Genomic DNA, 24254 nt, shown 5'->3' with positions numbered 1-24254 from the left:
ATCAGTTCGCCTCCTTGATCTCGTGGACGCCGTCGCCGATGTCGCATACGTAAAAATCCGCCGTCAATCCCGTCTCCGCCTTATACTTGTCGCCCACCTCGGCGATAAAGCGCTCCGTGCTATCCTTGTGCACGAGCGAGATCGTGCATCCGCCGAAGCCCGCGCCCGTCATGCGGGAGCCGAGTACGCCCGGCACCTCGCGGGCCGCGGCCACCATCGCGTCGAGCTCCGCGCCCGTCACCTCGTACAGGTCGCGCAGCGAATCGTGCGACGCGTTCATCAGCTGTCCGAAGGCGGCCAGATCGCCCTGGCGCAGCACCTCTACGGAGCGGCCGACGCGGTCGATCTCTTCGACGACGTGGCGCGCGCGCTTGCGGACGATCTCGTCGGCGATCAGATGCGCGTTGTCGTTGAACTGGGCAAGCGTCAGCTGCCCGAGCAGCGTCAGCTCCGGAAAAGCTGCCCGCAAGTCGCCTACCGCCGCCTCGCACTGGGCGCGCCGCTCGTTGTACGCGGAATCCACGAGCCCGCGCCGTTTGTTCGTGTTGCCGATGACGAGCTTGTAATCGCCCGACTCGAACGGGACGAGCTCGTACTTCAAGGTGTCGCAGTCGAGCAGGATGGCATGGTCCTTGCGCCCGTTGGCGACCGCGAATTGGTCCATGATGCCGCACTTGACGCCGACGAACTCGTTTTCCGCATGCTGCGACCAGAGCGCGATCTCGACCGTGTCGGTCTTGCGGCCTTCGAGCGTCAGCAGCGCGAACGCGGTGACGACCTCGATCGAAGCGGACGAGGACAGCCCCGCGCCGTTCGGAATCTCGCCGTGATACAGAATGTCGTAGCCGCGCGACAGCGAGATGCCCCGCTGCGCCAGCTCCCAGACGACGCCCTTCGGATAGTTGGTCCAGTCGTCGTCCTCGGAGAAGACGAGACCGTCCGCCGGGACGAGCCGCGACTGCGGGAAGTTCGTGGACGCCAGGTGCAGCTGACGATCCGCGCGCGGACGGATGAGCAGCGTCGTGCCGAACGTGAGCGCGGCCGGGAAGACGGCGCCGCCGTTGTAATCGGTATGCTCGCCGATCAGGTTGACGCGGCCCGGCGCGGCGAAGACGCGGATGTCGGACTCGCCCTCGCCGAGGCGGGTGATGAATTGCTCGCGAAGCGTCGGATAATGAGGCATGGTGGGTTTCCTCCTGAATTAGGGCTGCGATTTACTACCAGTATAACGCCGGAACGCGAGAACGGGAAATGGCTTGAAATGCGGTCTCTATGGAGAAATGTGACTTCGTGCGGTACAATCGCGAAGAGAAGCCCCATAAGGAGTCGAATTCAGATGAACCGAGCCCCCCGATTACCGCGTCGCCTCCAATCCCGCGCGCGCGCTCCAGCAAGGGCTTGCCGCGCTGTTCGCGGGGGGAGAGCCAGACCCGTCCGGCGCACCGCGTCGGACCGAAGGTCGTCGATTACTACTTGCTGCACCATGTGGTCTCCGGGCACGGCGTCTTCGAGACCGAGGGACGCGTTCACGCGCTCGGGCCCGGCCATACGTTCCTGATCCGTCCCAAGCGCCTGTTCAGCTATGAATCGGACTCCGACGATCCCTGGCGGTACCGCTGGGTCGCCTTCGCCGGCGACGGGGCGGCGTCGTTGCTTGCCGAAGCGGGCCTGGACGCCGACCGCTCTATCGCCTACACCGGCGACGACGGGTCGCCCGACGAGCGATGCCGTCAGATTTACGAGGCGTTCCGCGCGCGGCGTCCCTCTGCCTCGCTTGAAGCCGCGGGCTTGCTTCATCTGCTGCTCGCCTCCTTCATGATGACCGGCGCGGAGCGCGCGGAGCAGCCGCCCATGGCCGATACGCACGGCGAGGAGCTCGTCCGCCAGGTGATCGGCTACCTCTCCACGCAATATGCCGAGCCGGTATCGATCGAGGCGATGGCGGAGACGCTCGGCTACAACCGCGCCTATCTGTCCCGCTTGTTCAAGCGCCACGCAGGCGTGACGCCGATCGCGTTTTTGACGCGCATCCGGATCGACCGCGGCAAGCGTCTGCTGCGGGAACGGCCCGAGTTGACGGTCGAGCAGGTCGCCTCCTCGGTCGGCTTTCCGGACGCTTTGTATTTCTCCAAGCAGTTCAGGCGCGCGTTCGGCACGACGCCGACGGGCTACAGGACGGACGCTTTGCGCTCCTGATCCGCGACCGCTCCGACTCGCGCTAACGTTCGCATGATGGCGTTTCCATCGATATTATCGATAATCGGCATGCAAATCGCTCGATAACCCCCGGTCCGGCGACGGTGTTAAGATATTCCTCAACCAAAGACCGAGGGGGGCGATTTAGATGTTGATCCAGGACCGGACGGCTTATAAAATATGGGAGAACGAGATCAAAGTCAGCGAGCGGCGCTGGGACCTCGAACGGCATGTTCGGGAGACGAAGCGCCCGCATGCGGAGCTGCCGGCCTCCTGGCTGGCGTTGATGCTGCTCGGCTGGCTGCGCGGTCACTGATCCGTCCTTCAGACAGGTGGTGGCAAAGGTGGACTTTATTTATATTCGTTCTTTTATCGAAGTAGCGCGCTGCCACAGCTTCACCAAAGCCGCCGAGAACCTGGGCTACGTCCAGTCCAGCGTCACGACGCACATACAGAAGCTGGAGCAGGAATACGGCGTGGTCCTGTTCGAGCGGTTCGGCCGATCCATGAGGCTCACCTCCGCGGGCGAGCAGCTTCGCGACACGTTCGAGCAGATCCTGGCGCTGTACGAGAGCTCCAAGCATCTGATCTCCAGGCCCGCCAAGGGACATCTGGACATCGGCACGATCGAATCGCTTTTCTCTTACTTCCTGCCTCCCGTCTTTCACCGGTACCGCCAAGTTTATCCGGAGATCAATCTCCAGGTGCATCCGATCACGGAGACCCAGATCCTGCAACTGATCAAAGCAGGCGAGATCGACCTGGGCGTCGTCCTCGACCAGCCGATCCAGGAGGAGGATATCGAGGCGATCAAGCTGCGCGAGGAAGAGCTCGTGCTCGTGGCGAGCCCGGGACACCGGCTGCAGCAGGCCGTCCAGATTTGCGCAGCCGATTTGAACGGCCAATCCTATATCGCGACCGAGCACACGTGCACGTACCGCAATGCCTTCGAGAAGCTGCTGGGCAAGCATGGCGTCGCTTGCGACGTGCATCACGAATTCGGCAGTCTCGAGGCGATCAAGCAGTGCGTTTCCTACGGTCTTGGCATCGGACTGCTGCCTCGGATCGCGGTCGTTCGCGAGCTGGCGGAGGGCAGACTCGTTCGGCTTCCCTTTTCCCACCCGGATATCACCTTCTATACGCAGATCGTCATTCACCGCAAAAAGTGGCGCGATCCCGCGATTCGCCATATGATCGAGCTGCTTCGCGAAGCGGCCGGGCGAGGCGGCGAAGGCGAAGGCGAGATATCGGCAGCGCTGTGAGAAATACGAAAAAACGGGACACTGCAGAGCGCCGACGCTCCGCGATGTCCCGTTTTCGATATTCGGCGACGCTATTCATCTCCGCAGCGCGTAAGGTGCGTGCTCCCGGGAATCGCGGGAGTCATCCGGCGCTGCCTCGAAGTTCAGCTTGTCCGCCACCAGGTAGAGCGGGCGCCGCTTGGACTCCTCGTAAATACGGCCGATATACTCGCCCAGCACGCCGAGCAGCGACAGCGTGATGCCGTGGAAAAACAGGCTGATCACGATGAGCGACGTCCATCCCGCTGTCGTCGTGTCGGTGAAAATGCGCTGACAGATGACGACGATCAGGTAGATAAAGCCTGCGGCCGACAGCAAAAAGCCGAGAATGCCGGCCAGCTTGAGCGGCTTGGTCGAAAAGGAGGTGATCGCGTCGAGCGACAACCGGACCATTTTGCGCAGCGGGTACTTGGTCTCGCCTGCGAAGCGCTCCTCGCGCGCATACTCCAGACCGATCTGGCGGTACCCCGCCCAGGCGACCATGCCGCGGATGAAGCGGCTTCGCTCGCGCATCCCGCTCAGCGCGTCGCACACTTTGCGGTCCATCAGCCGGAAATCGCCGGTATCGACCGGGATGTTGACCGAAGTCAGCGCCGCCAGCGTGCGATAAAACCACTTGGCGGTCGTTTTCTTGAACCACGTCTCTCCCTGGCGGGAGATACGCTTGCCGTAGACGACGTCATAGCCTTCGCGCCATAACGCCAGCATCTGCGGGATGAGGCCCGGCGGGTCCTGAAGGTCGGCGTCGATCAGGACGACGGCTCTGCCGGAAGCGTGGTCCATGCCCGCGGTCACGGCGATCTGGTGCCCGAAGTTGCGCGCGAAGTCGAGCAGCTTCACTCTCGCGTCCCGCCCGCAAATTCCCCGCACGATGGCGGCCGTTCGATCCCTGCTGCCGTCGTTGACGAATACGAGCTCGTAGCTCTCTCCCGTCGCCTCCAGCACCTCGGTCAATTTCGCATAAGTGGTCTCGATGACCTCTTCCTCGTTATACATCGGGACGACGACGGACAGCGTCACCACAGCAGCCATGCGGCTTCCTCCTCAACTTGCCTGAACTTCAGGACGAATACGATCAGAATCCCCAGCTCGGCAGCCAGCGTATGCCGAAGTTCATCCACTCGCGGCTGATGGTCATGCCGGTCAGGACCGGATAGAACCAGACGAACAGGACGGCGGCGCCGGCGATGACGAGCGCGGTGAACGTCCTGCCGTAGTACCAGCGCTGCTCCAGCCAGCGAAGCATCCACACGATGGACAGGATCAGCAGCGGCACCATCGGGAAGTAATGGTACAGGAACGTAATGCTGCGCGGCGACACCATCCACGGGACGTAAAACGACAAATACATGACCGCGATCGTCAGCACAATCTTGTCCCTGTTGCGCGCGCCCAGCCACCAGGACAGCAGCATGGCCGCAAGGCCGCCCCACCAGACGAGCGGATTGCCGATGGCGGCGATGCTCTGCGCATCGCCTTTCGCCAGGTCCTTGCCGCCGTAGTACCAGACCGGTCGAAGCATTTCGGGCCACGTATACCACTTGGACGAGTACGGGTGCTTCTCCTTGACGCCTTTATGATAGTTGTAAATGTCCTTCTGGTAACGCGGCAGATCCTTCAGTCCGTCGTCGGCTTTGGTCGCCTTTTCATACGGAATGTATGAAGCCGCGTAGATTCCCGCCGGAACCGCGACGAACAGGATCAAGCACGACAGCAGCGTGAGCGTCAGCTTCTTGAAGTAGGCGCTGCCGTATTCCCAGCGGGACTCGCGCCAGCGTCTGTATAGCGCCAGGAACAGCAGGACGGCAAGGCCTGCGCCGCCGTACATGTAGTTCCACTTGACCGCGGCGGCGCATCCGAAAAACACGCCGGAAAGCGCCAGGTAGCCGAAGCTTCGTCCGAAGCCCCCGCTTTCCCATTTTTTCTCTCCGTACTTGTACATAAACGTGTACATCAGAATCGTGAAGGTCACGCCGAAAACGTCGACGTTGGCCATCCGCGAATGGACGAGATGAAAGCCCTCCAGCACGAGCAGCAAAGCCGCGATGAACGCATAGCGCGTGCTTCGGAACATCGCCCTGGCCGCCGCGTAGAAAACCGGCACCATCAGCGTGCCGCACACCGCCGCCATGAACCTCCAGCCGTAAGGCGTCATGTCGAACAGGCGGATGCCGAACGTAAGCAGCCACTTCCCGAGCGGCGGATGCGTCCATTCGTAAGGCTGGATCTCATGGATGAATTCGTAGGCGGTGCGGCCGTGATAGATCTCGTCGAAATACATGCTGTTCCGATAATCCGGCCGATACGGCGCTTCGTCCTGCTCGTCGAATACCTGCTCGCCGCCGCCCGCGGAGGTCTCTCCCTTGGCGCCGGCGGGCTCGATGCCGGCGATGGCGATCCGCGCCTTCGTACCCGCCTCGAAAAAGCCGGCCTCGTAAAGGCTGTAACCGGTGCGTTTGGCCGTAAATTTCATGTACCGCGCGCTGACGGGCTTGTCCTCCGCCATCCAGGTGAATACCCTTCCCGTCTTGTGTTCGACCGTCAGATACGGCGACCAGTTCACGCCGTCGGCCGACGATTCGATCTGCGTCTCGCCCGCGGCGCCCGGCCCCTCGTACAGGCTGATGCGGCCGACCTGGCGCAGCTCCCCGAAGTCGGCTACGAAGCCCTCGCCCGATACGTCGGGTCTCCAGAACGTCTGCGGCGCATGCCGGTTGCCCAGATCGTGGAGCGACAGCCAGGCCGAGACGAGCATCAGAATCCCGATCAAAATAAAATCGATCCGGCCCCAGGGCCTTCTGTCCCGCTCCGATTCGCTGCGGCCCCAGCCGTACGAAGACAGGCTGCCGCGGTATTCTTGTGATTCCATGAACGTCCTCGCCCTCTTTGATCGTCTGCTACCTATTGCTACCTATTGCTACCTATTGTAGTCGAAAGCACGCCCTGCGGAAAGTCCGCATTGATTCAGCGCCCACCGTCAAGGGTAAAAAAAACTCAAGCAGGACGTTAACACTTATAACAAAATGGCATAGCCATTACAAGGAGGAATTCACATGGCAGGAATGGTAAAGGGTGTTGTTATCGGCGGCGTGGTTGGCGCAGCGGCAGCGTTGCTTCTGGCTCCCAAGCCAGGCAAGGAGACGCGCCAGGATCTGATGAACGCCTACAGCAAGTCCATGGATAAATCCAAGGAATGGGCTTCCACCGCCGGCAGCAAGACGCAGGAGCTGGCATCCAAGGTCGGTCAATCCGCTTCGGATATGATCAGCCAGACCAAATCGGTACTGTCGAACGCGAAGGACGGCATGAATACCGCCAAGGACGACATTACGAGTTCCCTTCAGGAATCCACGAAGCCGAACTGAATAACTTCCAAAAGCCAACCCCGAGCTTGCTCGGGATTGGCTTTTGTCTGTGTCAATTTCTGTGCCGATTCATGAAAAAGGGGCGAATCGAGATGAACGAATTCAAGCAGTCTGACGTACGCGAGTCCGTCGCCGAAAGCGCCGAAGTTAGGCCCCATGCGACGAGCGGGGAGAACGGCGATTACCGATCCGACGAAGACAGCAAGCCCTCCGGCCCGATCGAGACCCGCTCCCTCGACGAGGCGATGAACGGCTCGATGGTTCAGGACTTCGACGATCTGAAGCGTCTCGGCCGCGACATGGAGCGCGTGAAGACCGGCAGCGAGCTGAGCGAGGAAGGCCTTGTAAGCGACCCGATTCAGGAGGAGGCGTGAACGCCTCCTGTTGTAGCCGCTATTGGTCGCAATGGCGTGACTGTTGTTCCCACGCCGGTTTTCCTGGCCACAAACATATAGGTGACAGCTTGCCTCAGTTACAGGCAAAAATAGAAAACCATCAGTTGGGTATTCTGCGCACGTGCCGTTTCTGCACCGCAATGCCTGCAAATATACATCTATCTTCTTCCATGTCTGCCGTTTGGGACAAGATAGATGCAAAAGCGCAGTTATTTTCCTTCATCAGCCGGATTTCCGGCTTTTGCTTTGGAAATACCTGCATAATTGATAAGCGCAGTTATTTTCCTTCATCAGCCGGATTTCCGGCTTTTGCTTTGGAAATACCTGCATAATTGCATGTATTTCATGAACTGGCGCAAATCGGCAGAAAATGCATGTATAAATGCAGGTTTTCAATCTATCCGCGATTCCTACATTGAAAATTTGCATTTACTTATACGCTGAATCGTTGAAAAAAAGAGCCTCCGAAGAGGCCCTCATTTATGCTGCAACCGGTTTCACCCTGTCTGCTGAATGCCGTGCTTGATGGCTTCGCGATTGAGAAGCGACTTCAGATCGGATGCGTCGAGTTCCTGTCTGAGCAGCGTTACGACGTCGATGGAAGGTACGCCGTCTCTGACGAACTCCCCACCGGAGAGATGGTAGCCGAATTCCCTCGCAATGGTGTACGACTGGCAGAGTTGATCCGCCGCGTGTACGGCCTCTTGCTCGGATGCATATTCGGCTAACCGGTTGCCGTTGCCAAGTGGCGTTTTGCGGGATTGAATGCTAAGTGTATGGGCCTCGTCTTTTTGCCTGACTACGATGTCGCACTCGAAACATTCGATTCGATATTTAACCGTCATTATGTCCACCGCCTTCGGCGAAGTGAATGGTGTAGCTTACCGATTATTACCCGGCGGGGGGACGGTAGAAACAATTGATCGAATGGAAATTAATCTTAGTCCTCGTCGTCGCCGGGTTCGGTAAGCCAGCCCTTCAGCTTTTCGATGGCGCGACGCTGGATGCGGGAGATGCTCATCTGCGACACCTGCAGACGGTCGGCGGCGCTCCGCTGGGACAGCCCTTCTTCGTACAGGAGCAACAGCACCTGCCGTTCCTCGGGCTTCAGCTTCATCATCGCCTCCTGCAGATCGATGCGGCGGTCGACGCCGGCAAAGTCGTCGGCGGTGGAGCCGATCAGTTCGCCGAGCGTGGCGGTGTTTTCTTCCTGCGATACCGGCGTATCGAGCGAGACATAGTGATGCAGCTCGCGTCCGGCGAGCACCTCGAGCGTATCCTCGACGCTCATCTCCAGGAATTCGGCGATTTCCTCGACGCTCGGCGAGCGCTCGAGGCGTACGGTCATCTCGTCGATCGCTTGCTGCACGACGAGCCCCTTCTCTTTGATTCGCCGCGGCACTTGAATGTACCACGACTTGTCGCGGAGGTAATTCTTCATCTGGCCGACGATGCTCTTCATCGCGTACGGCTCGAACGGCATGCCCAGATCGGGATCGAACTGCTTCAACAGCCGGAACAGCGTCATTCGGCCGACCTGGAACAAATCCTCTTGCAAGCTAAGATGGCTGCGCGACATTTTGTGCGCGGCCATGCGGACGAGCGGCTCGTAGTGCCGGATGAGCTCCTCGGCCAGCTCGTTGCGCAACGTTTTTTGATATTCCAGCAGCTTCAAGATCGCGTCGTCGGGCAGACGGGCGCTCGATTGAAGACTCATACCGTTTCTTGGGCCAGCCGCCGTTTAGTTAGGATGACGCTCGTGCCCTGATTGCTTCGAATCTCCACTTCGTCCATCAACGCTTGCATCAAGTAAAGTCCCAATCCGCCCGACTGGATTTCATCGATGGACTTTCCATGCAAGGTGGACGTGGTCCGGTCGGTCACCTGTTCGAAGCTGACGCCCGAGTCGCTCACCGCGATCTGGAGACGATCTTCGTTCATGATCGTGAAGGATACCTCGATCTGGCCCGGCTGAGAGTGATCGTAAGCGTGCAATACGGCGTTGTTGCAGGCTTCGGAGACGGCAACCTTCATATCCTCGATCTCTTCGAATGAAAATTTCATCTTGGCGGCTATGCCGTACAAGGTCAAGCGGATAATGTCAACGAACTCGGCTTTGGCGGGTACCGTAAGCGTCACTGTCCCATCGTTTCTCATCGTTGTTTCGTCCTCGTTCCCTTCGGAATGTAAGTGCTCGCTCGCGTTAAGCATTGGGAGAAGCGGCCAAGAACGGGGTGATCCCCGTCATATCGAATAGCTTTTGAATCGTCGAAGGCACTTCTTCAACTCCGAACGGGGCGTTGCGAGCATGACGGGCCTTCACGATGCTGATCAAAATACCGATGCCGGTGCTATCGATGTATTTGAGATCTCGAAGATTAAGTACGAGCTTGCGGTCGGACAATTCCATCAGGGGCTCCATCACGGAGCGCATCTGCGAAGCAACCTCGAGATCGAGTTCGCCCGCGATCCGCACGACGGTCAGGCCGTCCAGATTTTCTGTTTGAAAAGTCAATTTTTCGCTTTGCATACGAAACCCCTCTCCGTTATTCATAAATTTTATTACCCCCGCCCCTGCCGGTTGAAACAGCCCTAAAGCTGGAAAAAGCCTTTGTTTTGGGCGGTCCGCGGTCGGGTAAAGAAGCATAACCCAGCGCAGGTTAAAATTACGCGAAGGAGCTGAACATCATGAACAAGGACGTCGACATCGAAAGGCACGAGGTTCAGGAAAAGTCGGATTCCAGCATGGTTTGGTCGACCTTCATCAAGTATGCCGCATATTTGATCATTTTCTTCGGCGTGTTGTACTTGATTATCTACTATCTGCTGCCGCTCGTCTAACGGACATTCCCTTTGGATATACTTGGACGAATCCCGTTAGATGGAGGCGTTCGATTGGAACCGCTATATTTCGGCTCTTTGCTCTGGCTCGCCGGCGGCGGCGAGCCTCCCCGTTATCCGCCCCTGTCCGGCTTATCTTCGCAATGCGACGTTCTGGTCGTCGGCGGAGGCTTGACCGGCACCATGGCGGTCGACGCATTGACCGCGGCCGGCATGTCCGTCGTCCTGATCGACGAAGGAAGGATCGGCGAAGGCAGTTCCGCCGCCAGCACCGGTTTGCTTCAATATTCCAATGATATCATGCTCACGGATCTCTTGTCCCGGCTCGGCGATGAACGGGCTTCGCATTTTTATCGGGCCTGCAAATACGCCGTGGAGCGATTGTGCCAGCTTGCGGAGACGCTTCCGGGCGACGTCGCGTTCAAACGCCGCAGCAGTCTCTACTTTGCCAGCGCCGACACGGACGTCCCCAAGCTCAAATCGGAATACGAGGCGCTCCGCGCCAGAGGCTTCAGCGTCGATTGGCTGGAGGAAGCCGACATTCGCGCGATCTTCCCTTTCGCCAAGCCCGCGGCGCTCGTGACGAGCGGCGACGGCGAATTGAACCCATATCGTCTGTCCGTCAGGCTCGCCGAACGGGCTGCGAAAAAAGGCGCGCGCATTTACGAAAATACGTCCCTGAAGTCCGTCGAAGGATCGAAGGGCGATTTTGCGTGTCAAACGTCGCACGGCATCGTGCGCGCTGCTTCTGTCGTTTACGCGGTCGGCTATCGTCCTGAGATCGCCGGCATCGGCAATCTAGCCATCAGGTATGCCCGTACCAGCGCCATCGCGACCCGCGTCTTGCCTTCGCTCGCGGATTGGCATCAAAGATGGCTGCTGTGGGAAACCGCAAGGCCCTATTTGTATGCCCGGACGACGCAAGACGGCCGCATCGTGATGGGCGGCCTCGACGAAAACATTCGCCGCCCCGTGACAGACCTATACGATTTGAACAAATATGCGAATCGGCTGCTCGAAGAAGCCCGCAAGCTGTTCCCAGGCTTATCGCTGGAAACCGAGTACGCATGGAATGCGACCTTTTGCGAATCCGCGGACGACCTGCCATGGATCGGCGAGGATCCGGAGCGTCCCGGGCGTTATGTAGCGCTTGGTTACGGTGGCAACGGTGCGGTATACAGCATGCTCGCCAGCGACATTCTGACGGACTTGCTCCAAGGCAAGACCAGCGCGTTGGCCGATATCGTCGGGCTCCGCAATCGAAGAACCGGTCCGCAATAACGCGGAGACCGGTTCTTTTTTCTGCGGCGACACGCGCCGTCAGTTAAGTACTTCGATAGCTCCGGCTTGACTCAGCAGGCTGCCCGCTTGTTCGTCGGGGCGATCGCCGACGACGACCAGATATCGGCCCTCGTTGACTTCGTCGGCCAGTCTGTCGGCATCGCCGTCCGGCAAGCCGAGATCCGACAGCACGTCGTCGGTATGCGGCCCGTCGCCGTCCACGTCCAACAGGCCGCCGCCCCGTCCGGTAAAGCCGGCGGCCACGATACCTGCAGGCGCGACGCCGCCGACGTAGCCGCCGGTGCCGCTGACGCCAGGCGTCCCCAGGAGCCCGGCCGCCGGAAGCGGAATTACGCCTTCATCTCCCCACGAAGAACCGTCGCCGTCGGAACGATTCCTAGCTTCCTCGATGCCGGCGATGCTCTCGACCTGGACCGCTTCGCTGGCAGCAAGCAGCGGCACGTTCTCCTCGCTCTTGACGATGACGCGAACGTCGCCCTGATGCGCGCCGTTGGCGCGAAGCAGCTCCACGGCGTCCAACACGCGTTGTTCGCTTTCAAAAATGCCGATCGTGACTCCCATGGCCATACCCTCCTTATAGGCGGCAAACGAACGCTTCGCCTTTTTGTAATTTTACCCGAGGGATGGCGCTTTGAACCGCGCGCCGCTTAACCGCATGCTTCAGCGAGGTTTGCGATAGATCCGGTATTCGTCGTTCCAGGTCTCGTAGCGTCCGGCAAAGCTCGTGAAGGCGACCGATTCCTTGTTGCCGAGCACGAGGAAGCCGCCGGGCGACAAGCTTTCGTACAACAGCGCATGGACCCGCTCGCGAAGCTCGTTGTCGAAGTAAATCATGACGTTGCGGCAAAAAATGATCTGAAACTCGTTAAACGAGCGATCCGTGACCAGATTGTGCTCGGCGAAAACGATTCGTTCGAGATACCTGGCATGCAGCATCGCTTGACCGTGATTCGTTTCGTAAAAAGACGCGAAGGGCGCCTTCCCTCCGGACTGCTCGTAGTTATGCGCGTACAGACTCATCCGCTCCTGCGAGATCAGGCCTTGCCGGGCGCGCTGCAGACTCGCCTCGCTAATGTCCGTCGCATAGATGCGGGAATGATTCAGCATCCCGATCTCATCCAGCAGAATCGCCATGGAATAGGCTTCCTCGCCGGTCGCGCAGCCCGCATGCCAGACGCGAATGAAGGACGCCTCTTTAAGGATCGGCATGACGCGCGCTCTGAGAATCTGGAACAAGCCGGGGTCTCGGAACATCTCCGTGACCGGAATGACCAGATCGGACAGCAGCCGCTCGAACGCGTCGCGATCGTGAAGCACGAGATTTTGCAGCAGGGAAATCGTCTCGAGCTGTTCGATCGAAGCGCGGTGCCATATTCTGCGGCGCAGCGACGGATAGGCATAATTGCGAAAATCGTAGCCGTACCTTTTGAAGAGCGCTTCCAGAAGGCTTTCGATTTCGATTTTTTCCAGGCGCTCGTCGTAGGGACTGTTATCTAAAAAATCGGTCAAAGTAACACCACGCTTCTTATGAATCGCCGTTCGCCGGCCTGCCGGCCAAGAGAAACTTTCCTTGCGCTCGCTATGTAAAGATGTTTCCGGCGTCGCAGAGCCGCCTTAACGCATTGCCTTTTTAACTTCGACCCTGACGAGGCAGCGATCGTCCGGCCGCCGGTCCAGCGACTCCTGGACGAGCAGGCTCTCGAGCGCTTTGTTGTCGCCTCCGGCCTCCAGGATCGTGCCCGTAAGCTGTTCGATCCGCTGCTCCATGTCTCCGGGGAACAAATCGAGCAACCCGTCCGTGAAAAGATGGAGCACATCCCCCCGTTCGCAGGCTGGCCGTCTCCATCTGCACGTTCATCTGCTCGAACATGCCGATCGGCGGCGCGGTGGTGCAGAGCTGCTGCGTACCGCCGTCTCCTCTCGTGATCAGGCCGGGCGGATGGCCGGCATTGACGTATTCGATGATCCCGTTCTCCAGATCGATCCAGGCGCATATGCCGGTACAATAATACTGAACCATCTCGTTCTCGTATTGCAGCTGCAGCAATCGCCTGTTCAGCTCGTGCACGATGCGCTTCGGAGTCACCGTCGTGCGCATCGCTTCATGCAGCACGGAGGCGGTGAACATGCTGATCAGCGAGGAAGAGATGCCATGTCCCATCGCGTCCATGATCGCGATCAAGTAATGTTTAGAATCGAGCGCATGCCAGGCGTACAGATCGCCCGCCAATCCCTCGGAGGCGCGAAAGTAAGCCTGCACGCTCAGATTATCGCCATCGACGTCGTTGGGCATGACGGCCTCCTGAACCTGTCTTGCCAGGCTCAGCTCCTCATGCAGCCTGCGATCCCGCTCTTTGTGCCAATCGAGTTCGGTCTTCAGGCGAAGGGCGGACCTGATTCGCGCCAGCAGCTCGATCTTGTTGATCGGCTTGGTCACGTAGTCGGTCGCCCCGGCGTCCAGCGCTTCCGCGAGCTTGCGCGAGTCGCCGATCGCGGTCACCATGATGACCGGAATATCGCGAAGACGCTCGTCTTTCTGAAGCAAGGCGCAAGCCTCGATGCCGTCCATGCCGGGCATCATGAGATCGAGCAAAATCAGGTTGATCGAAGTAGGCGCCTGAGCGCCGCGATTGTCCGATCTTAGTATATCGAACATCTCATCGGCTGAATAGGCGATCTGCACGTCCTCGTACCCCGAGCGGTTCAGCATCTCCCGGACAACCATCACGTTCATCGGATTGTCGTCTACGACCAAAATGCTCATTGTCCAATTCTCCTCGCCTGTATCATACGTTAAAGTTATCGCAGCCGACGGCCCGCTGTAAAGCAAAGCCGGCAAACGGGAATAAGGAATGAGCAGGCTTAAGCCTCTCATTCCTTATTCCCGTCAACCAGAATCCATAACCTTGGGAAGGGTCGCGAATCTCGCGATTAATGCTTAGCCAGCACGAGGACTTTGCCCCGATCAAGCTCGGCCTCGTATTGTTCCGCCTCGGCGGCGTCGAATCCGAGCGCCTTGATCTTGGCCCTTAGCTCGTCGCCCCGATCCCTGAACAGATTCGCGACGGATTGGATGACGCCTTCTTCGGAAGCGCCGATCGTGTTGGCGTTCGCCACGTCCGCGATCCGGTCCGTGCGGTTCTCGCCGTGCGCCAGCACGTAAATCTCCTCTTCCCGATAGCCCTGGCGGTGCAGGTCCTTGACCGTGTCGAACGCTTCGAGTCCGTTGTTTACCAGCTTGGCATAAGCTTTATCCATGTCGGTTCCTCCTTATCGATCGTTCCGTTATCTTCTTCGAGCGGTTGCCGCCGGATCGGCGACAACTTGCCTTGAAACTTGCCTTGAATTGATTTTTCAGCTGTGGCTGTGACCGTTATATACCCTTTGACCGCCCGGCTGAAACGGCTCCGGAACATACGCGGCGCTGTCGTACAAACGATGTTCCTCTTCCTGGCGTTCGGCGGCGAAAACCGCTTTTTCTTCCTTGCTCTGCTGCTTGGCGCTGCGAATCGCGGAGACGACGTTCATGCCGATCTTGAACCACTCGGTCCACGTTTTCTTATGCTCCGGACCGGGCTCCAGCGCGGCGACCTGCTGCCTGACGGCCCGGGAGAGCGTCGTGGAGATATCCTTCACGGCTCCCGTCGTTTCCTTCAGCGTCATGCCCGCATTGCGCGCGGCTTGGAAAAAGTCGTCCGTCGACCGAATCTTGTTTTTCACGTCCTCGGAGATGACTTTGACGTTGTTGGTCAGGTCTTCGACTTTCGTATGCAGCATTCCTACCGTCTGATTCGCCTCTTTGATCGTGCCCTGAACGGAGACCAGCGTCTCCCGGGCCGCCTTCAAGGTGACGATCAAGTATACGCAGAGGGCGGCAAAGCTAATCGCGACGACGACGACGCTCCAAGCCATCAATGCCTGGTTGCTCATGCGTATCACCTTCCTTTCAAGGGAATTTCGATTGTCTCTTGCTTAACGTCAATTACCCTAGCCGACACGCGGCGAAACGACGTATACGCGGTAAGCGTGCGCGCTCCCGGGCCAGCCCCTGTATGTCCCGCACGTAAAATCAAGAAGTTAATGTAGGATTAATTTGCCTTGATCCGCACCTGATTCAGCCGGTTAGGGCAGTGGTAAGGATGCAGCAAGATCATACCGACGCTCGAAACTAGCGGGAGCCGATAAGGGCGAACTGAATCTCTCGAACTTCGTCCTTCGGCAAGGCGTTAGAGCCGTTCGATAAAAGCTCGGCCACCCCGACCCGCCACGATCCCGCAAGGTATGACCATCATTTATACTTCAGGAGGCGTTCTTATGTTATACTGGGCATTTATTTTCCTGCTCGTCGCCATCGTCGCGGCCATCTTCGGATTCGGCGGCATCGTCGGCGCGGCAGTGGGCGTAGCCAAGTTCCTCTTCTTCCTGTTCCTGATCCTGTTCGTCATCTCGCTCATCTTCGGCCGTCGCCGGAATTTATAAAGCGATAAACGGGCAGAGTCGGGTAACGCTGCTTCATAACAGGCTGAATACAAGCCCATTATATAAGTAGCGTTATATTTTCGAAAAAATTCAACAGAGCTGAATTTAAAAGGCAATCGGCCGCGGGAACCCCCCCGCTGCGATTGCCTTTTTTACTGCGGCAGAACGTTCGGATCGTTCGGAAAATTCATGAGAAAGGAATGAATTTCTGACAATTCCTGTTTCATCGGACGTCGAAATGCGTTAATTAAGTACATGCCGCTTGCGCCGGATCCCGCGATGGCAATTTCCGTTACGGAGGTCGACATGTCCATGCAAGCATTGTTACTCGGCGCGAATCCTGGAGCGGATGGCTTGGGTGCGTGGACGACTCCGGTCGTCAATCGCCCCTGGATCGAGCATTGGATCTCGCAGGGACGCGAGCAAGGCGTCCTCGAACTCGTCGTCGCGGTCGGCCGGCAAGATCAGGCGGACCTTATTGGACTGCTTGGAGACGGTTCCCGCTTCGACATGCGCGTCTCTTATCTGACTGGTTGGGAGCGTCTCGGATCGGCGGGCGCGATCAAGCTGGCGGAGCCGCTGCTTCAGGACCGGTTCGTCGTCTTGCACCCCGCTGCCGTTCATGCCTTTCGTCTCGACCAGGCGATGGAGCTCCATGGCGACCGGGCGGCGCTTGTGACGATGTGCCTGACGCAGAGCGGACGCGATTCTCCTTACGGGATCGCGCAGCTCGGTTCCGAAGGGGACGTCCTCTCGCTCGTCCAAGGGTCAAGCAAGCAGAATGCGCCGTCTAACCTTCTCAACTCGGGCGTATACATGATGAGTAAATCCGCGCTGTCGCACATCCCGGCAGGACGACACGTCTCGTTCGAAAACGAAACATTTCCTCTCCTGATCGGCAATGGAAGCAAGATATCCGGCTACATGCCGGACAACTATTGTATCTTGGCAACCATGCCCGAGAGCTACGCCCAGCTTCACTGGGATCTGCTCGACCGCAAGCTTCCGCTTTCGATCAGCGGCACGGAAATGAACGAACAAGGCATTTGGATCGGAGAAGGCGCGGTCATCGGAGAAGGTGTGCTGCTCGTCCCCCCCCGTGTTGATCGGGGAGCATGTCAGGATCGGCGACAAAGCGATCGTCGGTCCTTATACGGTCATCGGTTCCCATTGCGAGATCGGCCAAGGAGCCCGGATCTCCAGGACGATCGTCCCTGCCCGATCGGTCGTCGGCGATTCGTCGCGACTCGACGGGCATGCGTTCGGATTTGGCGGTTCCGTCGCCGAAGCGGCGCTATGAGTTGGCAATTTCGCTACTACAAGCTGGAGGTGCGACATTAATGAGTCCAAAAACATTTCAAATCGCCTATGTGAGCACCTACGTACCGAAGAAGTGCGGGTTGGCCACGTATACCCACCATCTTCGGGAAGCGGTTCGAGTTGCCCACAACGGCATTTTTCCGGATCCGATCGTCGCCATGTGCAATGAAGACGAGCTGGAACTTTATAACGAAAGCTGGCATTTTCCCCTTCTTAAAAACGACAAAGAAGAATATCGCAAAATGGCGGACTATTTGAACCGAAGCGCCGTCGACATCGTCTCGCTCCAGCATGAATTCGGTATTTTCGGCGGAGAAGCCGGCTCCTACGCGCTCGAGCTGCTGAATAGGCTTAATAAGCCGGTCGTCACGACCTTCCACACCGTGTTCGAAACGCCGCAAGAGCCTTATGCCGCCGTTCAAGCCGAGATCGCGAAGCGAAGCGACCGCATTCACGTCATGAATCGCAAGGCGATCGGATATCTCAGCGACAATTTCGGAATTCCATTGGAAAAAATCTCCTATATCCCTCACGGAACGCCCGTTCCCAGCAAAGCGGACCGGATCCGCACGCGCAGCGAATACGGCTGGGAGCAGCGCAAGGTCGTCTTCCAATTCGGTCTGCTCAGCCGCAGCAAAGGCGTAGAACTGATCCTCCGCTCCATGGCTGCCGCTGTCAAGGCCGTGCCCGACCTGCTCTACGTGCTTGCCGGACAGACGCATCCCGAAGTGCGCAAGCACGAGGGCGAAGCCTACCGGGAGGAACTGAACGCGCTGATCGAGGAGCTCGGTCTGCAGCATCATGTGCGCATGATCGACCGTTACATCCCCGAGGAGGAGCTCACTTCTTTGCTGCAGGCTTGCGATCTGTACGTTACGCCTTATCCCGGCATGCAGCAAATTACGAGCGGCACGCTGGCTTATGCGGTCGGCCTCGGTCGTCCGGTGCTGAGCACGCCTTACATTTACGCGAAGGATCTGCTTCAAGGCTGCGAGGAGCTACTGCTTCCTTACGGCGACGTAGAAGCCTGGAGCGTGAAGCTCATCGAGCTGTTCTCCTATCCCGAAAAGCTCAAGCTGTGCGAGAAGCTCGCTGCCGATATCGGAAAAAGCATGCAATGGCCCGTCGTGGGCCAAGAATACCTGCAGCTGCTTGAACGGACCGCTGCGGAGAAGCGTTGGAGGATGGCCGATGTTATATAACTCCAAGGGGCGGAGCCATCCGCCCTCTTTTACCCATTTGCGGCGAATGACGGACGATACGGGGCTGATCGAGCATGCGCTCGGGCGCACGCCCCGCAGACGCGAAGGTTATACGACGGACGATAATGCGCGTTCGCTCTGGGCGGTCACCGAATGGCTGCGGGACGTGCCCGGAGCCGAAGTAAGCGAGTCGGATCGCGCTCAGTTGCTCGAGCTCGCGTCCATTTACCTGTCGTTCATGCTGTGGCAGCAAAAAGAAGACGGCTGGTGGCACAATAACGTCGCTTACGATCGCGCTCCCGAGTCGGAATCGGTCTCTTACGACTGCCAGGGAAGGTCGATTTGGGCATGCGTCAGCGCCTGGGTCGGGCTTCCCGACTCGCACAAGGACGCCGCGAAGGCGATGTTCGAATGCGCGATGCCCACGCTTGGACAACTCGGTTCGCTGCGCGGCAAGGCGTACGCGCTGTCGGCTTGCGCGCATGCGCTCGAGAGCGAGCGCCTCGGCGCGATCGCCTTCAAGCCGGGTTGGCGCGAGCAGCTCAAGACGCATGTCGTCCGTTTCCAAGACGAGCTGATCGAGACGTTCCTTCGCCATTCGGACGAGGAATGGCGCTGGTTCGAAACGCAGATGAGCTACGGCAACGGCGTGCTCCCATGGGCGCTGCTGCGTTCCTACCGGGTTACCCATGCGCCGGAAGCGCTCGAGATCGGCCTCGACAGCCTTTCCTCTCTCCACGCGGCGATGACCGCGGAAGAAGGCTGGTTCCGCCCGATCGGCAATTCCGGCTGGCGCACGCGCTCGAGAAGCAGCAAGTGGGACCAGCAGCCGCTCGAGATTTTCAAGCTGGCGCTGGCGCTCGAGGAAGGCGCCGTCGCGTTGGAGGAAGCGGGCAAGCAGGGCGTCGCGCTGCTGCTTGCTTACGATCAAGGCGCCGCGGCGAAGGGCGGCTCGGCGGAAGCGGGGGCGCCGGGCGGAGACCGCGGCACGGGCGGATTCCGCGGCGCAGGCGCTATACGGGCGCCGGAGGTCGGTATCGCGCTCGCCGTCAGGTCTGAGACGGAGGACGGCCAGGTCGAGAGTCGCGGCGCAGCCAGTACGGCTAGCGAGTCCGCCGCGCACGCGATCGAGGTCGCCGACTATGCGGCGCAGCTGCGGTCCGCGCGCAATCGCTGCCTTCAATGGTTTTTCGGCGACAACGATCTGGGCGCCATCATGGCGGACCCAAGCGACGGCAGCGGCTGCGACGGTCTCCAGGAAGACGGCCCCAATGTCAACTGCGGCGCCGAATCGACCATCGCCTATCTGATGACCGCGGCCTTGTGCCGCTAAGGGCTATCATAGGTTGTGCGGATCCCCTGCCGGGAGGCGGGGGGATTTTTGGCTACCTAAGCCCCTTGCCGCCGTATGTGCTTTCCCACGGCAGTACTTCAGCTACCTACGCTCGCATGCCGCCGTATGTGCTTTCCCTCGACAGTACTTCTGCTACCTATGCTCGCCTGCCGCCGTATGTGCTTTCCCATGGCAGTACTTTAGCTACCTACGCTCGCCTGCCGCCCATGTGCTTTCCATCGACAGTACTTCTGCTACCTACGCTCGCATGCCGCCCATGTGCTTTCCCACGGCAGTACATCTGCTACCTACGCTCGCCTGCCGTCGGATGTACTTTCCCTCGACAGTACTTTAGCTACCTACACTCGCCTGCCGCCGTATGTGCTTTCCCTCGACAGTACTTTAGCTACCTACGCTCGCCTGCCACCCATGTGCTTTCCATCGACAGTACTTCTGCTACCTACGCTCGCATGCGTCGGATGTGCTTTCTCTCGACAGTACTTCAGCTACCTACGCTCGCCTGCCGACCATGTGCTTTCCCCCGACAGTACTTCAGCTACCTACACTCGCATGCCGCCGTATGTGCTTTCCCTCGACAGTACTTCTGCTACCTACGCTCGCCTGCGTCGGATGTGCTTTCTCTCGACAGTACTTCAGCTACCTACGCTCGCCTGCCGCCCATGTGCTTTCCATCGACAGTACTTCTGCTACCTACGCTCGCATGCCGCCCATGTGCTTTCCCACGGCAGTACATCTGCTACCTACGCTCGCCTGCCGTCGGATGTGCTTTCCCTCGACAGTACTTTAGCTACCTACACTCGCCTGCCGCCGTATGTGCTTGCTTTCCCACGGTAGTACTTTAGCTACCTACGCTCGCCTGCCGCCCATGTGCTTTTCCTCGACAGTAGTTGATTCGGGAGTTAGTTAGAAGTCTCGTACGGGTGCAAGCTTCATGATTCTCCCGCCGGCAGAGCGCTCTAAAATCAAAAGTCCCTTTTGCTCAAGTTCAAGGGTGTGCCTGCCTATGGAGCGGTAACTTACTTGCAGTTGTTCGACCAATTCACCGATTTTCACGTTGCAGGTTTGCTCCCTCGCGTAATGCAGGATCGCCCGTTCGTACACGTTCAGCTTCGGCCGGTCCCTGGGAGCGATAAAGCCCCATGCCGAGAGCGCGGCAAGCAGCGTCTGCTGGCAGCGTCTTGGCTTCTCGATCATGTCGTCCCGCGAAAAGCGGAGCAGTCGCCAACCGTCGATGAGCAAATGGTTCTGCCTTTCCAGGTCGTCGGCATACTTCCACCGGCTCACGTCGCGCAAGTGCGTGCCGAAGGCATCCGCCTCCATCAGCAAACCATTGGGACGCGGGATCGGATAGAGAAATCCGTAGTCGCTAAAACGCGTTCCGTCCTTCAAATCTTTGATTTCCATCTCGGGAATCAGGCCCTTCAGATCCCCTCTTACCTCCCACCAAACGTTTTGAGCGAGCAGCTTCTCGTTGAATCTGTCCAGCAGCAGCCTTCGTTTCCGTTCGCCGCTGCTCGCCTTAATCGCCCTCTCCATCATCTCGTCGTATGCGCGCTCGAATGCCGGATTGGAATTCATGTTCATCTGCATGTCCTCCCTCAGAGAAATAAAAACAGGCCGCCCGCCGGATGTGCTCCGGTGAACGGCCTGTGCTTCAGGACCTTGCAATGATGTCATTGCTTATAACATACCTTTTGCGATGAAAAGATGCAAGCGTATTATTCCATTTCCTGCGCGCGCAGCTTGCCCAACGCCGCCTCGAAGTCCGCCGGCAGGGGCGCCCTGACCGACAGCCGCTCGCCCGTCCATGGGTGCGGCCAGACGAGACGTTCGCCGTGCAGTGCTTGCCGGGAGATTACCGTACGCTTGCCGCCGTAAAGGCCGTCGCCCGCCAGCGGATGCCCGATCGCTGCGAGGTGCACGCGGATTTGATGGGTACGCCCCGTTTCGAGACGCAGGCGGACGAGCGTATAGCCTTGAAATCGCTCGACGACCTCGTAATGCGTGACGGCAGGATCCCCTGTCTCGCTCACGCGGCGGCGCGTCGAGTGGTGACGGTCCTGTCCGATCGGCAGGTCGATCGTGCCGCGATCCTGCGCCAGTTCTCCCTCCGCCAGCGCGAGATAGATGCGTTCGATCCCTTTTTCCCGCATCGCTTTGTCGTACTGATAGTGGGCGAATTCGTTCTTGGCGTACAAAACGGGTCCCGTCGTCTCCTTGTCGATGCGGTGGATATGCCTGATGCGCACGTCCTGCCCCGTCATCTCGTAGTACGCGGCGACGCCGTGCGCCAGCGTCCCCCGTTGACCGCGTTCGCTCGGATGGACCTCGTAGCCGGACGGCTTGTTCACGACGAGCGTGAAGTCGTCCTCGTACAGCACGTTCAGCTCCATCCAATCCGGCGGAAAATCGCGAGCCTCGCGCGGAAACAGCGCAAGCCGGAGCGTAGCGCCCTGCTGCACGATGCCTTTGGTCTGCGCAAGCTTCGAGACCAGCTTCGGCGCGAGCGGCGTATGCTTCATGATCTGCTGCAGCGGCGCCGCCGCCAGCTCGCCCGGCAGGCGAAGCTCCATCCATTCCGCCTTGCGTCTCCCCTGCTTGAGCATGGCATCGTCCATGCCGGCAAGCGCGGCCGAACGCGGATCGGGCCGAACGCCGCCTCTGCCGCTTTTGCCGCTTGCGCCGTAGCCTTCGGTAATCGCACTTCCTTTCGCACGGCTTCGAATCCCCCCCGCCGCCGCTTCCGCGTCCCGCACCGGCAAAGCCTCGGGCTGCATCCGGTCTCGACTGCGCACGCCCGCCACTGCCGCCGCCTTGGCCGCCGCGAGCCGCGTTCGGACGGTCGCTCCCGTTTCTGCCCGTTCCGCTCCGGCTTTGCTCCGATCGGCCTCGCCGTCCGCCGGCGCTTCCCGCATCCGCATCGCCCCGGCTCCGCTGCCGATTAACGTCGCCGCCGTAGCGCGAGCCCTGCGCCGTTCCCCGGCTTCCCTGCTGCTGTCCCTTATGCTGCTTCGGCTTGCCCTGCCGATTGCGTCCGGCCCCGCTCATGCGCTTCAACTCCGTACTCTCATAGGTTCTTCTTCGCACAATATAAGTGAACGGCTTATGGATGTCAATTTCGTCAGCGACCGTCCTCGTTCGCGCCCCGTCCGTCGATTCCGATCGAATGCCGCGCGAGGGAGGTTTTGTCGGTTCCGGTCGGATCGGATTACAATTTGATTACAGACCGCGGTTTCGATGCTTCCGGACAAATAGCGTCAATTTACACCCGTATCCAGTCCGGGACCTTCGTGTTATTTTGAATTCGGGGACATGCCCCGAACATCGCCAAGGAGGCAGAGCGCTATGAGCACGAACGACGAGCAGCTGGACCAAGAGGTATTGGAAGCGCATACGGAAGAGCTTGGCGAGGAGGCTTCCGCGGAGGATACCGAGACCGTCGCGTCCGCTGAAGACTCGGACGAAGCAGAGGTCGAAGCGGCGCCCGCCGTCGAAGACGCCGTATTGACTGACGACTGGGCCGTCCAAGCAGATGCGCCTGCCGCATCGATCGAAATGGAGGAGGCCGAAGCGGACGCGGCCGACGCCGTGGCGGAGGAAGATGCCGAAGCGCTGGCGGAGGACGACGCGGCTGAAGAAGAAGATGCGCTGGCAGATTGATGAATAGCGGACTGCAGCGGGACCGTCGGCGATGGCCCCGCTGCATTTTTAAACGCCTTCCGGGCGACGATTCGGACGGCAAGCGCTAGCGGCCGCGAACGGACGATAGAAATGCCCATCTTCGCTCCCGCCGCTTCATATAGCGGGGAAGCGTGCGATAGACGCCCGTACAATCCCGGTAAGCCTGCTTCGCTGCAGCCCGGTCTCCGAGCCTTTCGTAGATTTTCCCGAGCAAATAATAAGCCTCGCACGAGGAAGCGTGGATATCCTGAAACGCCCGCAAATAAGCGGCGGCCTTCTCGTCGTCCTTGCCTGCCCAGGCATCGCCGAGCAGCAAGTAAGGCAGTCCGAACTTAACGCGCGGATTGATCTCCAGCGCCTCGCGCATATGTTTTTCTCCGCTCTCCAATTGCCCCAAAGCTAGCTCGCACTGCCCCAAATCGCTCCAATACTCGGCCGATTGCGCCATCCGGTCCTCCATGCCCGCCAGCAAGCTCCGCGCCTCTTCGAACTTGCGCATTCCGATCAGTTCATGCGCGAGCTCCGACTTGGCGGGCGTGTCGTGCGGGTTGAGCAGCAGCTGGCGCTTCAGCTTGTTTGCGCGGCTGCGCCGTTTGAACGGCTTGAGCAGACTCGGCGTAATGCCTAAAAAAACGCCGGTCGAGCGCATAAAAAAATGACGAGCAGTACGATAAGGGCCAAAAACGGATTGCCGAGCAGCCATGAGAGCAAAACGAAAATAAAAAAAGATTTTCATCGCGCAACCTCCCGATCGCCATCGCATCAAACGACAAGCCGGCGCGTGCGCGCCTGCCCCGATCATACCACATACCAGGAAA

General features: G+C 59.2%; 28 protein-coding genes. 13 read left to right on the top strand and 15 right to left on the bottom strand.

Annotation, left to right across the window (positions count from 1 at the left end; all coding sequences use genetic code 11):
* Position 1 precedes the first annotated feature (1 nt).
* The gene (locus OMP40_RS16880; protein WP_277532932.1) at positions 2–1183 is read right to left on the bottom strand and encodes a galactokinase; all 1182 of its coding nucleotides are present in this window, start codon (positions 1181–1183) and stop codon (positions 2–4) included.
* Positions 1184–1398: 215 nt separating this feature from the next.
* Here OMP40_RS16880 and OMP40_RS16875 point away from each other — a divergent pair, with 215 nt between their 5' ends.
* The 3 genes from OMP40_RS16875 to OMP40_RS16865 all read left to right on the top strand — a co-directional run bounded on the left by OMP40_RS16875 (position 1399) and on the right by OMP40_RS16865 (position 3458).
* Positions 1399–2196, top strand: coding sequence for an AraC family transcriptional regulator (locus tag OMP40_RS16875; RefSeq protein WP_277532930.1), 798 nt, complete (start codon positions 1399–1401; stop codon positions 2194–2196).
* 148 nt (positions 2197–2344) lie between these two features.
* On the top strand, positions 2345–2512 hold the full coding sequence (locus OMP40_RS16870) for a hypothetical protein (RefSeq protein WP_277532928.1): 168 nt from the start codon (positions 2345–2347) through the stop codon (positions 2510–2512).
* Positions 2513–2540: 28 nt separating this feature from the next.
* Entirely contained in the window at positions 2541–3458 is a 918-nt protein-coding gene (locus OMP40_RS16865) for a LysR family transcriptional regulator (protein ID WP_277532926.1), read from the top strand.
* Between the two features lie 75 nt (positions 3459–3533).
* On the opposite strand, the gene OMP40_RS16860 is transcribed toward OMP40_RS16865, so the two are convergent.
* Together OMP40_RS16860 and OMP40_RS16855 are read right to left on the bottom strand one after the other, a co-directional pair.
* The gene (locus tag OMP40_RS16860; protein ID WP_277532924.1) at positions 3534–4529 is read right to left on the bottom strand and encodes a glycosyltransferase family 2 protein; all 996 of its coding nucleotides are present in this window, start codon (positions 4527–4529) and stop codon (positions 3534–3536) included.
* 43 nt (positions 4530–4572) lie between these two features.
* Positions 4573–6366, bottom strand: coding sequence for a glycosyltransferase family 39 protein (locus OMP40_RS16855; RefSeq protein WP_277532922.1), 1794 nt, complete (start codon positions 6364–6366; stop codon positions 4573–4575).
* A 184-nt stretch (positions 6367–6550) separates the two neighbouring features.
* On the opposite strand from OMP40_RS16855, the gene OMP40_RS16850 reads away from it, so the two are divergent.
* The 3 genes from OMP40_RS16850 to OMP40_RS16840 all read left to right on the top strand — a co-directional run bounded on the left by OMP40_RS16850 (position 6551) and on the right by OMP40_RS16840 (position 7589).
* On the top strand, positions 6551–6862 hold the full coding sequence (locus tag OMP40_RS16850; RefSeq protein WP_277532921.1) for a YtxH domain-containing protein: 312 nt from the start codon (positions 6551–6553) through the stop codon (positions 6860–6862).
* Between the two features lie 92 nt (positions 6863–6954).
* Positions 6955–7236: a hypothetical protein gene (locus OMP40_RS16845; protein ID WP_277532919.1), complete on the top strand. Its 282-nt coding sequence runs from the start codon at positions 6955–6957 to the stop codon at positions 7234–7236.
* On the top strand, positions 7233–7589 hold the full coding sequence (locus tag OMP40_RS16840) for a hypothetical protein (RefSeq protein ID WP_277532917.1): 357 nt from the start codon (positions 7233–7235) through the stop codon (positions 7587–7589). Before OMP40_RS16845 ends, OMP40_RS16840 begins: the two co-directional genes overlap by 4 nt.
* 165 nt (positions 7590–7754) lie before the next feature.
* Here OMP40_RS16840 and OMP40_RS16835 read toward each other — a convergent pair whose 3' ends face one another.
* The 4 genes from OMP40_RS16835 to OMP40_RS16820 all read right to left on the bottom strand — a co-directional run bounded on the left by OMP40_RS16835 (position 7755) and on the right by OMP40_RS16820 (position 9787).
* Positions 7755–8102 carry a hypothetical protein gene (locus OMP40_RS16835; RefSeq protein WP_277532915.1) on the bottom strand — a complete coding sequence of 116 codons (348 nt, stop codon included), beginning with the start codon at positions 8100–8102 and terminating at the stop codon, positions 7755–7757.
* 95 nt (positions 8103–8197) lie between these two features.
* The gene (locus OMP40_RS16830; RefSeq protein ID WP_277532914.1) at positions 8198–8974 is read right to left on the bottom strand and encodes a sigma-70 family RNA polymerase sigma factor; all 777 of its coding nucleotides are present in this window, start codon (positions 8972–8974) and stop codon (positions 8198–8200) included.
* On the bottom strand, positions 8971–9414 hold the full coding sequence (gene rsbW / locus OMP40_RS16825; protein ID WP_277532911.1) for an anti-sigma B factor RsbW: 444 nt from the start codon (positions 9412–9414) through the stop codon (positions 8971–8973). Before rsbW ends, OMP40_RS16830 begins: the two co-directional genes overlap by 4 nt.
* Before the next feature lie 46 nt (positions 9415–9460).
* On the bottom strand, positions 9461–9787 hold the full coding sequence (locus OMP40_RS16820) for an STAS domain-containing protein (RefSeq protein WP_217595409.1): 327 nt from the start codon (positions 9785–9787) through the stop codon (positions 9461–9463).
* Positions 9788–9945: 158 nt separating this feature from the next.
* Here OMP40_RS16820 and OMP40_RS16815 point away from each other — a divergent pair, with 158 nt between their 5' ends.
* Together OMP40_RS16815 and OMP40_RS16810 are read left to right on the top strand one after the other, a co-directional pair.
* Positions 9946–10098 carry a hypothetical protein gene (locus OMP40_RS16815; RefSeq protein WP_277532908.1) on the top strand — a complete coding sequence of 51 codons (153 nt, stop codon included), beginning with the start codon at positions 9946–9948 and terminating at the stop codon, positions 10096–10098.
* 54 nt (positions 10099–10152) lie between these two features.
* The gene (locus OMP40_RS16810; RefSeq protein ID WP_277532907.1) at positions 10153–11379 is read left to right on the top strand and encodes an NAD(P)/FAD-dependent oxidoreductase; all 1227 of its coding nucleotides are present in this window, start codon (positions 10153–10155) and stop codon (positions 11377–11379) included.
* A 39-nt stretch (positions 11380–11418) separates the two neighbouring features.
* Here the strand turns inward: OMP40_RS16810 and OMP40_RS16805 are convergent, their stop codons facing one another.
* The 5 genes from OMP40_RS16805 to OMP40_RS16785 form a co-directional block, all read right to left on the bottom strand.
* Positions 11419–11961, bottom strand: coding sequence for a hypothetical protein (locus OMP40_RS16805; RefSeq protein WP_277532905.1), 543 nt, complete (start codon positions 11959–11961; stop codon positions 11419–11421).
* A 99-nt stretch (positions 11962–12060) separates the two neighbouring features.
* Entirely contained in the window at positions 12061–12909 is an 849-nt protein-coding gene (locus OMP40_RS16800; protein WP_277532903.1) for a CheR family methyltransferase, read from the bottom strand.
* A gap of 121 nt (positions 12910–13030) precedes the next feature.
* Positions 13031–14164 (bottom strand): PP2C family protein-serine/threonine phosphatase, encoded by a 1134-nt coding sequence (locus tag OMP40_RS16795; protein WP_277532902.1) that lies wholly within the window; start codon positions 14162–14164, stop codon positions 13031–13033.
* 167 nt (positions 14165–14331) lie between these two features.
* A complete protein-coding gene (locus tag OMP40_RS16790; protein WP_277532901.1) occupies positions 14332–14658 on the bottom strand; it encodes a YflT domain-containing protein in 327 nt (108 codons plus the stop codon).
* 96 nt (positions 14659–14754) lie between these two features.
* Positions 14755–15330, bottom strand: a complete 576-nt coding sequence (locus OMP40_RS16785; protein WP_277532900.1) for a DUF948 domain-containing protein — start codon at positions 15328–15330, stop codon at positions 14755–14757.
* A gap of 384 nt (positions 15331–15714) precedes the next feature.
* On the opposite strand from OMP40_RS16785, the gene OMP40_RS16780 reads away from it, so the two are divergent.
* The 4 genes from OMP40_RS16780 (at position 15715) to OMP40_RS16765 (ending at position 19734) form a co-directional block, all read left to right on the top strand.
* Positions 15715–15879 (top strand): DUF1328 domain-containing protein, encoded by a 165-nt coding sequence (locus OMP40_RS16780; protein WP_277532899.1) that lies wholly within the window; start codon positions 15715–15717, stop codon positions 15877–15879.
* A gap of 312 nt (positions 15880–16191) precedes the next feature.
* Positions 16192–17220, top strand: coding sequence for a nucleotidyltransferase family protein (locus OMP40_RS43130; RefSeq protein ID WP_277532898.1), 1029 nt, complete (start codon positions 16192–16194; stop codon positions 17218–17220).
* Entirely contained in the window at positions 17220–18401 is a 1182-nt protein-coding gene (locus OMP40_RS16770) for a glycosyltransferase family 4 protein (protein WP_277532897.1), read from the top strand. The genes OMP40_RS43130 and OMP40_RS16770 overlap by 1 nt, the downstream gene beginning before the upstream one ends.
* Positions 18391–19734, top strand: a complete 1344-nt coding sequence (locus OMP40_RS16765) for a hypothetical protein (protein WP_277532896.1) — start codon at positions 18391–18393, stop codon at positions 19732–19734. The genes OMP40_RS16770 and OMP40_RS16765 overlap by 11 nt, the downstream gene beginning before the upstream one ends.
* Positions 19735–20658: 924 nt before the next feature.
* Here OMP40_RS16765 and OMP40_RS16760 read toward each other — a convergent pair.
* Together OMP40_RS16760 and OMP40_RS16755 are read right to left on the bottom strand one after the other, a co-directional pair.
* On the bottom strand, positions 20659–21339 hold the full coding sequence (locus OMP40_RS16760) for a helix-turn-helix domain-containing protein (RefSeq protein ID WP_277532895.1): 681 nt from the start codon (positions 21337–21339) through the stop codon (positions 20659–20661).
* Positions 21340–21473: 134 nt separating this feature from the next.
* Positions 21474–22676 (bottom strand): RluA family pseudouridine synthase, encoded by a 1203-nt coding sequence (locus OMP40_RS16755; protein WP_277532893.1) that lies wholly within the window; start codon positions 22674–22676, stop codon positions 21474–21476.
* 424 nt (positions 22677–23100) lie between these two features.
* On the opposite strand from OMP40_RS16755, the gene OMP40_RS16750 reads away from it, so the two are divergent.
* Positions 23101–23415, top strand: a complete 315-nt coding sequence (locus OMP40_RS16750; RefSeq protein WP_277532891.1) for a hypothetical protein — start codon at positions 23101–23103, stop codon at positions 23413–23415.
* Between the two features lie 85 nt (positions 23416–23500).
* Here the strand turns inward: OMP40_RS16750 and OMP40_RS16745 are convergent, their stop codons facing one another.
* Positions 23501–24172 (bottom strand): tetratricopeptide repeat protein, encoded by a 672-nt coding sequence (locus OMP40_RS16745; RefSeq protein WP_277532889.1) that lies wholly within the window; start codon positions 24170–24172, stop codon positions 23501–23503.
* Between the last annotated feature and the right edge of the window lie 82 nt (positions 24173–24254).

Source organism: Cohnella rhizosphaerae (assembly GCF_029525575.1).
Taxonomy (GTDB): domain Bacteria; phylum Bacillota; class Bacilli; order Paenibacillales; family Paenibacillaceae; genus Cohnella; species Cohnella rhizosphaerae.
Note: the sequence above shows the minus strand (reverse complement) of the source record. Positions and strands in the feature narration are given on the sequence as shown.

Coding starts and splice junctions, on each gene's coding strand:
- OMP40_RS16855 (WP_277532922.1), bottom strand. CDS start 6,366: ATGGAATCACAAGAATACCGCGGCAGCCTGTCTTCGTACGGCTGGGGC.
- OMP40_RS16790 (WP_277532901.1), bottom strand. CDS start 14,658: ATGGATAAAGCTTATGCCAAGCTGGTAAACAACGGACTCGAAGCGTTC.
- OMP40_RS16785 (WP_277532900.1), bottom strand. CDS start 15,330: ATGAGCAACCAGGCATTGATGGCTTGGAGCGTCGTCGTCGTCGCGATT.
- OMP40_RS16795 (WP_277532902.1), bottom strand. CDS start 14,164: ATGAGCATTTTGGTCGTAGACGACAATCCGATGAACGTGATGGTTGTC.
- OMP40_RS16870 (WP_277532928.1), top strand. CDS start 2,345: ATGTTGATCCAGGACCGGACGGCTTATAAAATATGGGAGAACGAGATC.
- OMP40_RS16820 (WP_217595409.1), bottom strand. CDS start 9,787: ATGCAAAGCGAAAAATTGACTTTTCAAACAGAAAATCTGGACGGCCTG.
- OMP40_RS16850 (WP_277532921.1), top strand. CDS start 6,551: ATGGCAGGAATGGTAAAGGGTGTTGTTATCGGCGGCGTGGTTGGCGCA.
- rsbW (WP_277532911.1), bottom strand. CDS start 9,414: ATGAGAAACGATGGGACAGTGACGCTTACGGTACCCGCCAAAGCCGAG.
- OMP40_RS16835 (WP_277532915.1), bottom strand. CDS start 8,102: ATGACGGTTAAATATCGAATCGAATGTTTCGAGTGCGACATCGTAGTC.
- OMP40_RS16815 (WP_277532908.1), top strand. CDS start 9,946: ATGAACAAGGACGTCGACATCGAAAGGCACGAGGTTCAGGAAAAGTCG.
- OMP40_RS16745 (WP_277532889.1), bottom strand. CDS start 24,172: ATGAAAATCTTTTTTTATTTTCGTTTTGCTCTCATGGCTGCTCGGCAA.
- OMP40_RS43130 (WP_277532898.1), top strand. CDS start 16,192: ATGCAAGCATTGTTACTCGGCGCGAATCCTGGAGCGGATGGCTTGGGT.
- OMP40_RS16805 (WP_277532905.1), bottom strand. CDS start 11,961: ATGGGAGTCACGATCGGCATTTTTGAAAGCGAACAACGCGTGTTGGAC.
- OMP40_RS16880 (WP_277532932.1), bottom strand. CDS start 1,183: ATGCCTCATTATCCGACGCTTCGCGAGCAATTCATCACCCGCCTCGGC.
- OMP40_RS16765 (WP_277532896.1), top strand. CDS start 18,391: ATGTTATATAACTCCAAGGGGCGGAGCCATCCGCCCTCTTTTACCCAT.
- OMP40_RS16750 (WP_277532891.1), top strand. CDS start 23,101: ATGAGCACGAACGACGAGCAGCTGGACCAAGAGGTATTGGAAGCGCAT.
- OMP40_RS16755 (WP_277532893.1), bottom strand. CDS start 22,676: ATGCGGATGCGGGAAGCGCCGGCGGACGGCGAGGCCGATCGGAGCAAA.
- OMP40_RS16760 (WP_277532895.1), bottom strand. CDS start 21,339: ATGAACATGAATTCCAATCCGGCATTCGAGCGCGCATACGACGAGATG.
- OMP40_RS16860 (WP_277532924.1), bottom strand. CDS start 4,529: ATGGCTGCTGTGGTGACGCTGTCCGTCGTCGTCCCGATGTATAACGAG.
- OMP40_RS16770 (WP_277532897.1), top strand. CDS start 17,220: ATGAGTCCAAAAACATTTCAAATCGCCTATGTGAGCACCTACGTACCG.
- OMP40_RS16830 (WP_277532914.1), bottom strand. CDS start 8,974: ATGAGTCTTCAATCGAGCGCCCGTCTGCCCGACGACGCGATCTTGAAG.
- OMP40_RS16845 (WP_277532919.1), top strand. CDS start 6,955: ATGAACGAATTCAAGCAGTCTGACGTACGCGAGTCCGTCGCCGAAAGC.
- OMP40_RS16780 (WP_277532899.1), top strand. CDS start 15,715: ATGTTATACTGGGCATTTATTTTCCTGCTCGTCGCCATCGTCGCGGCC.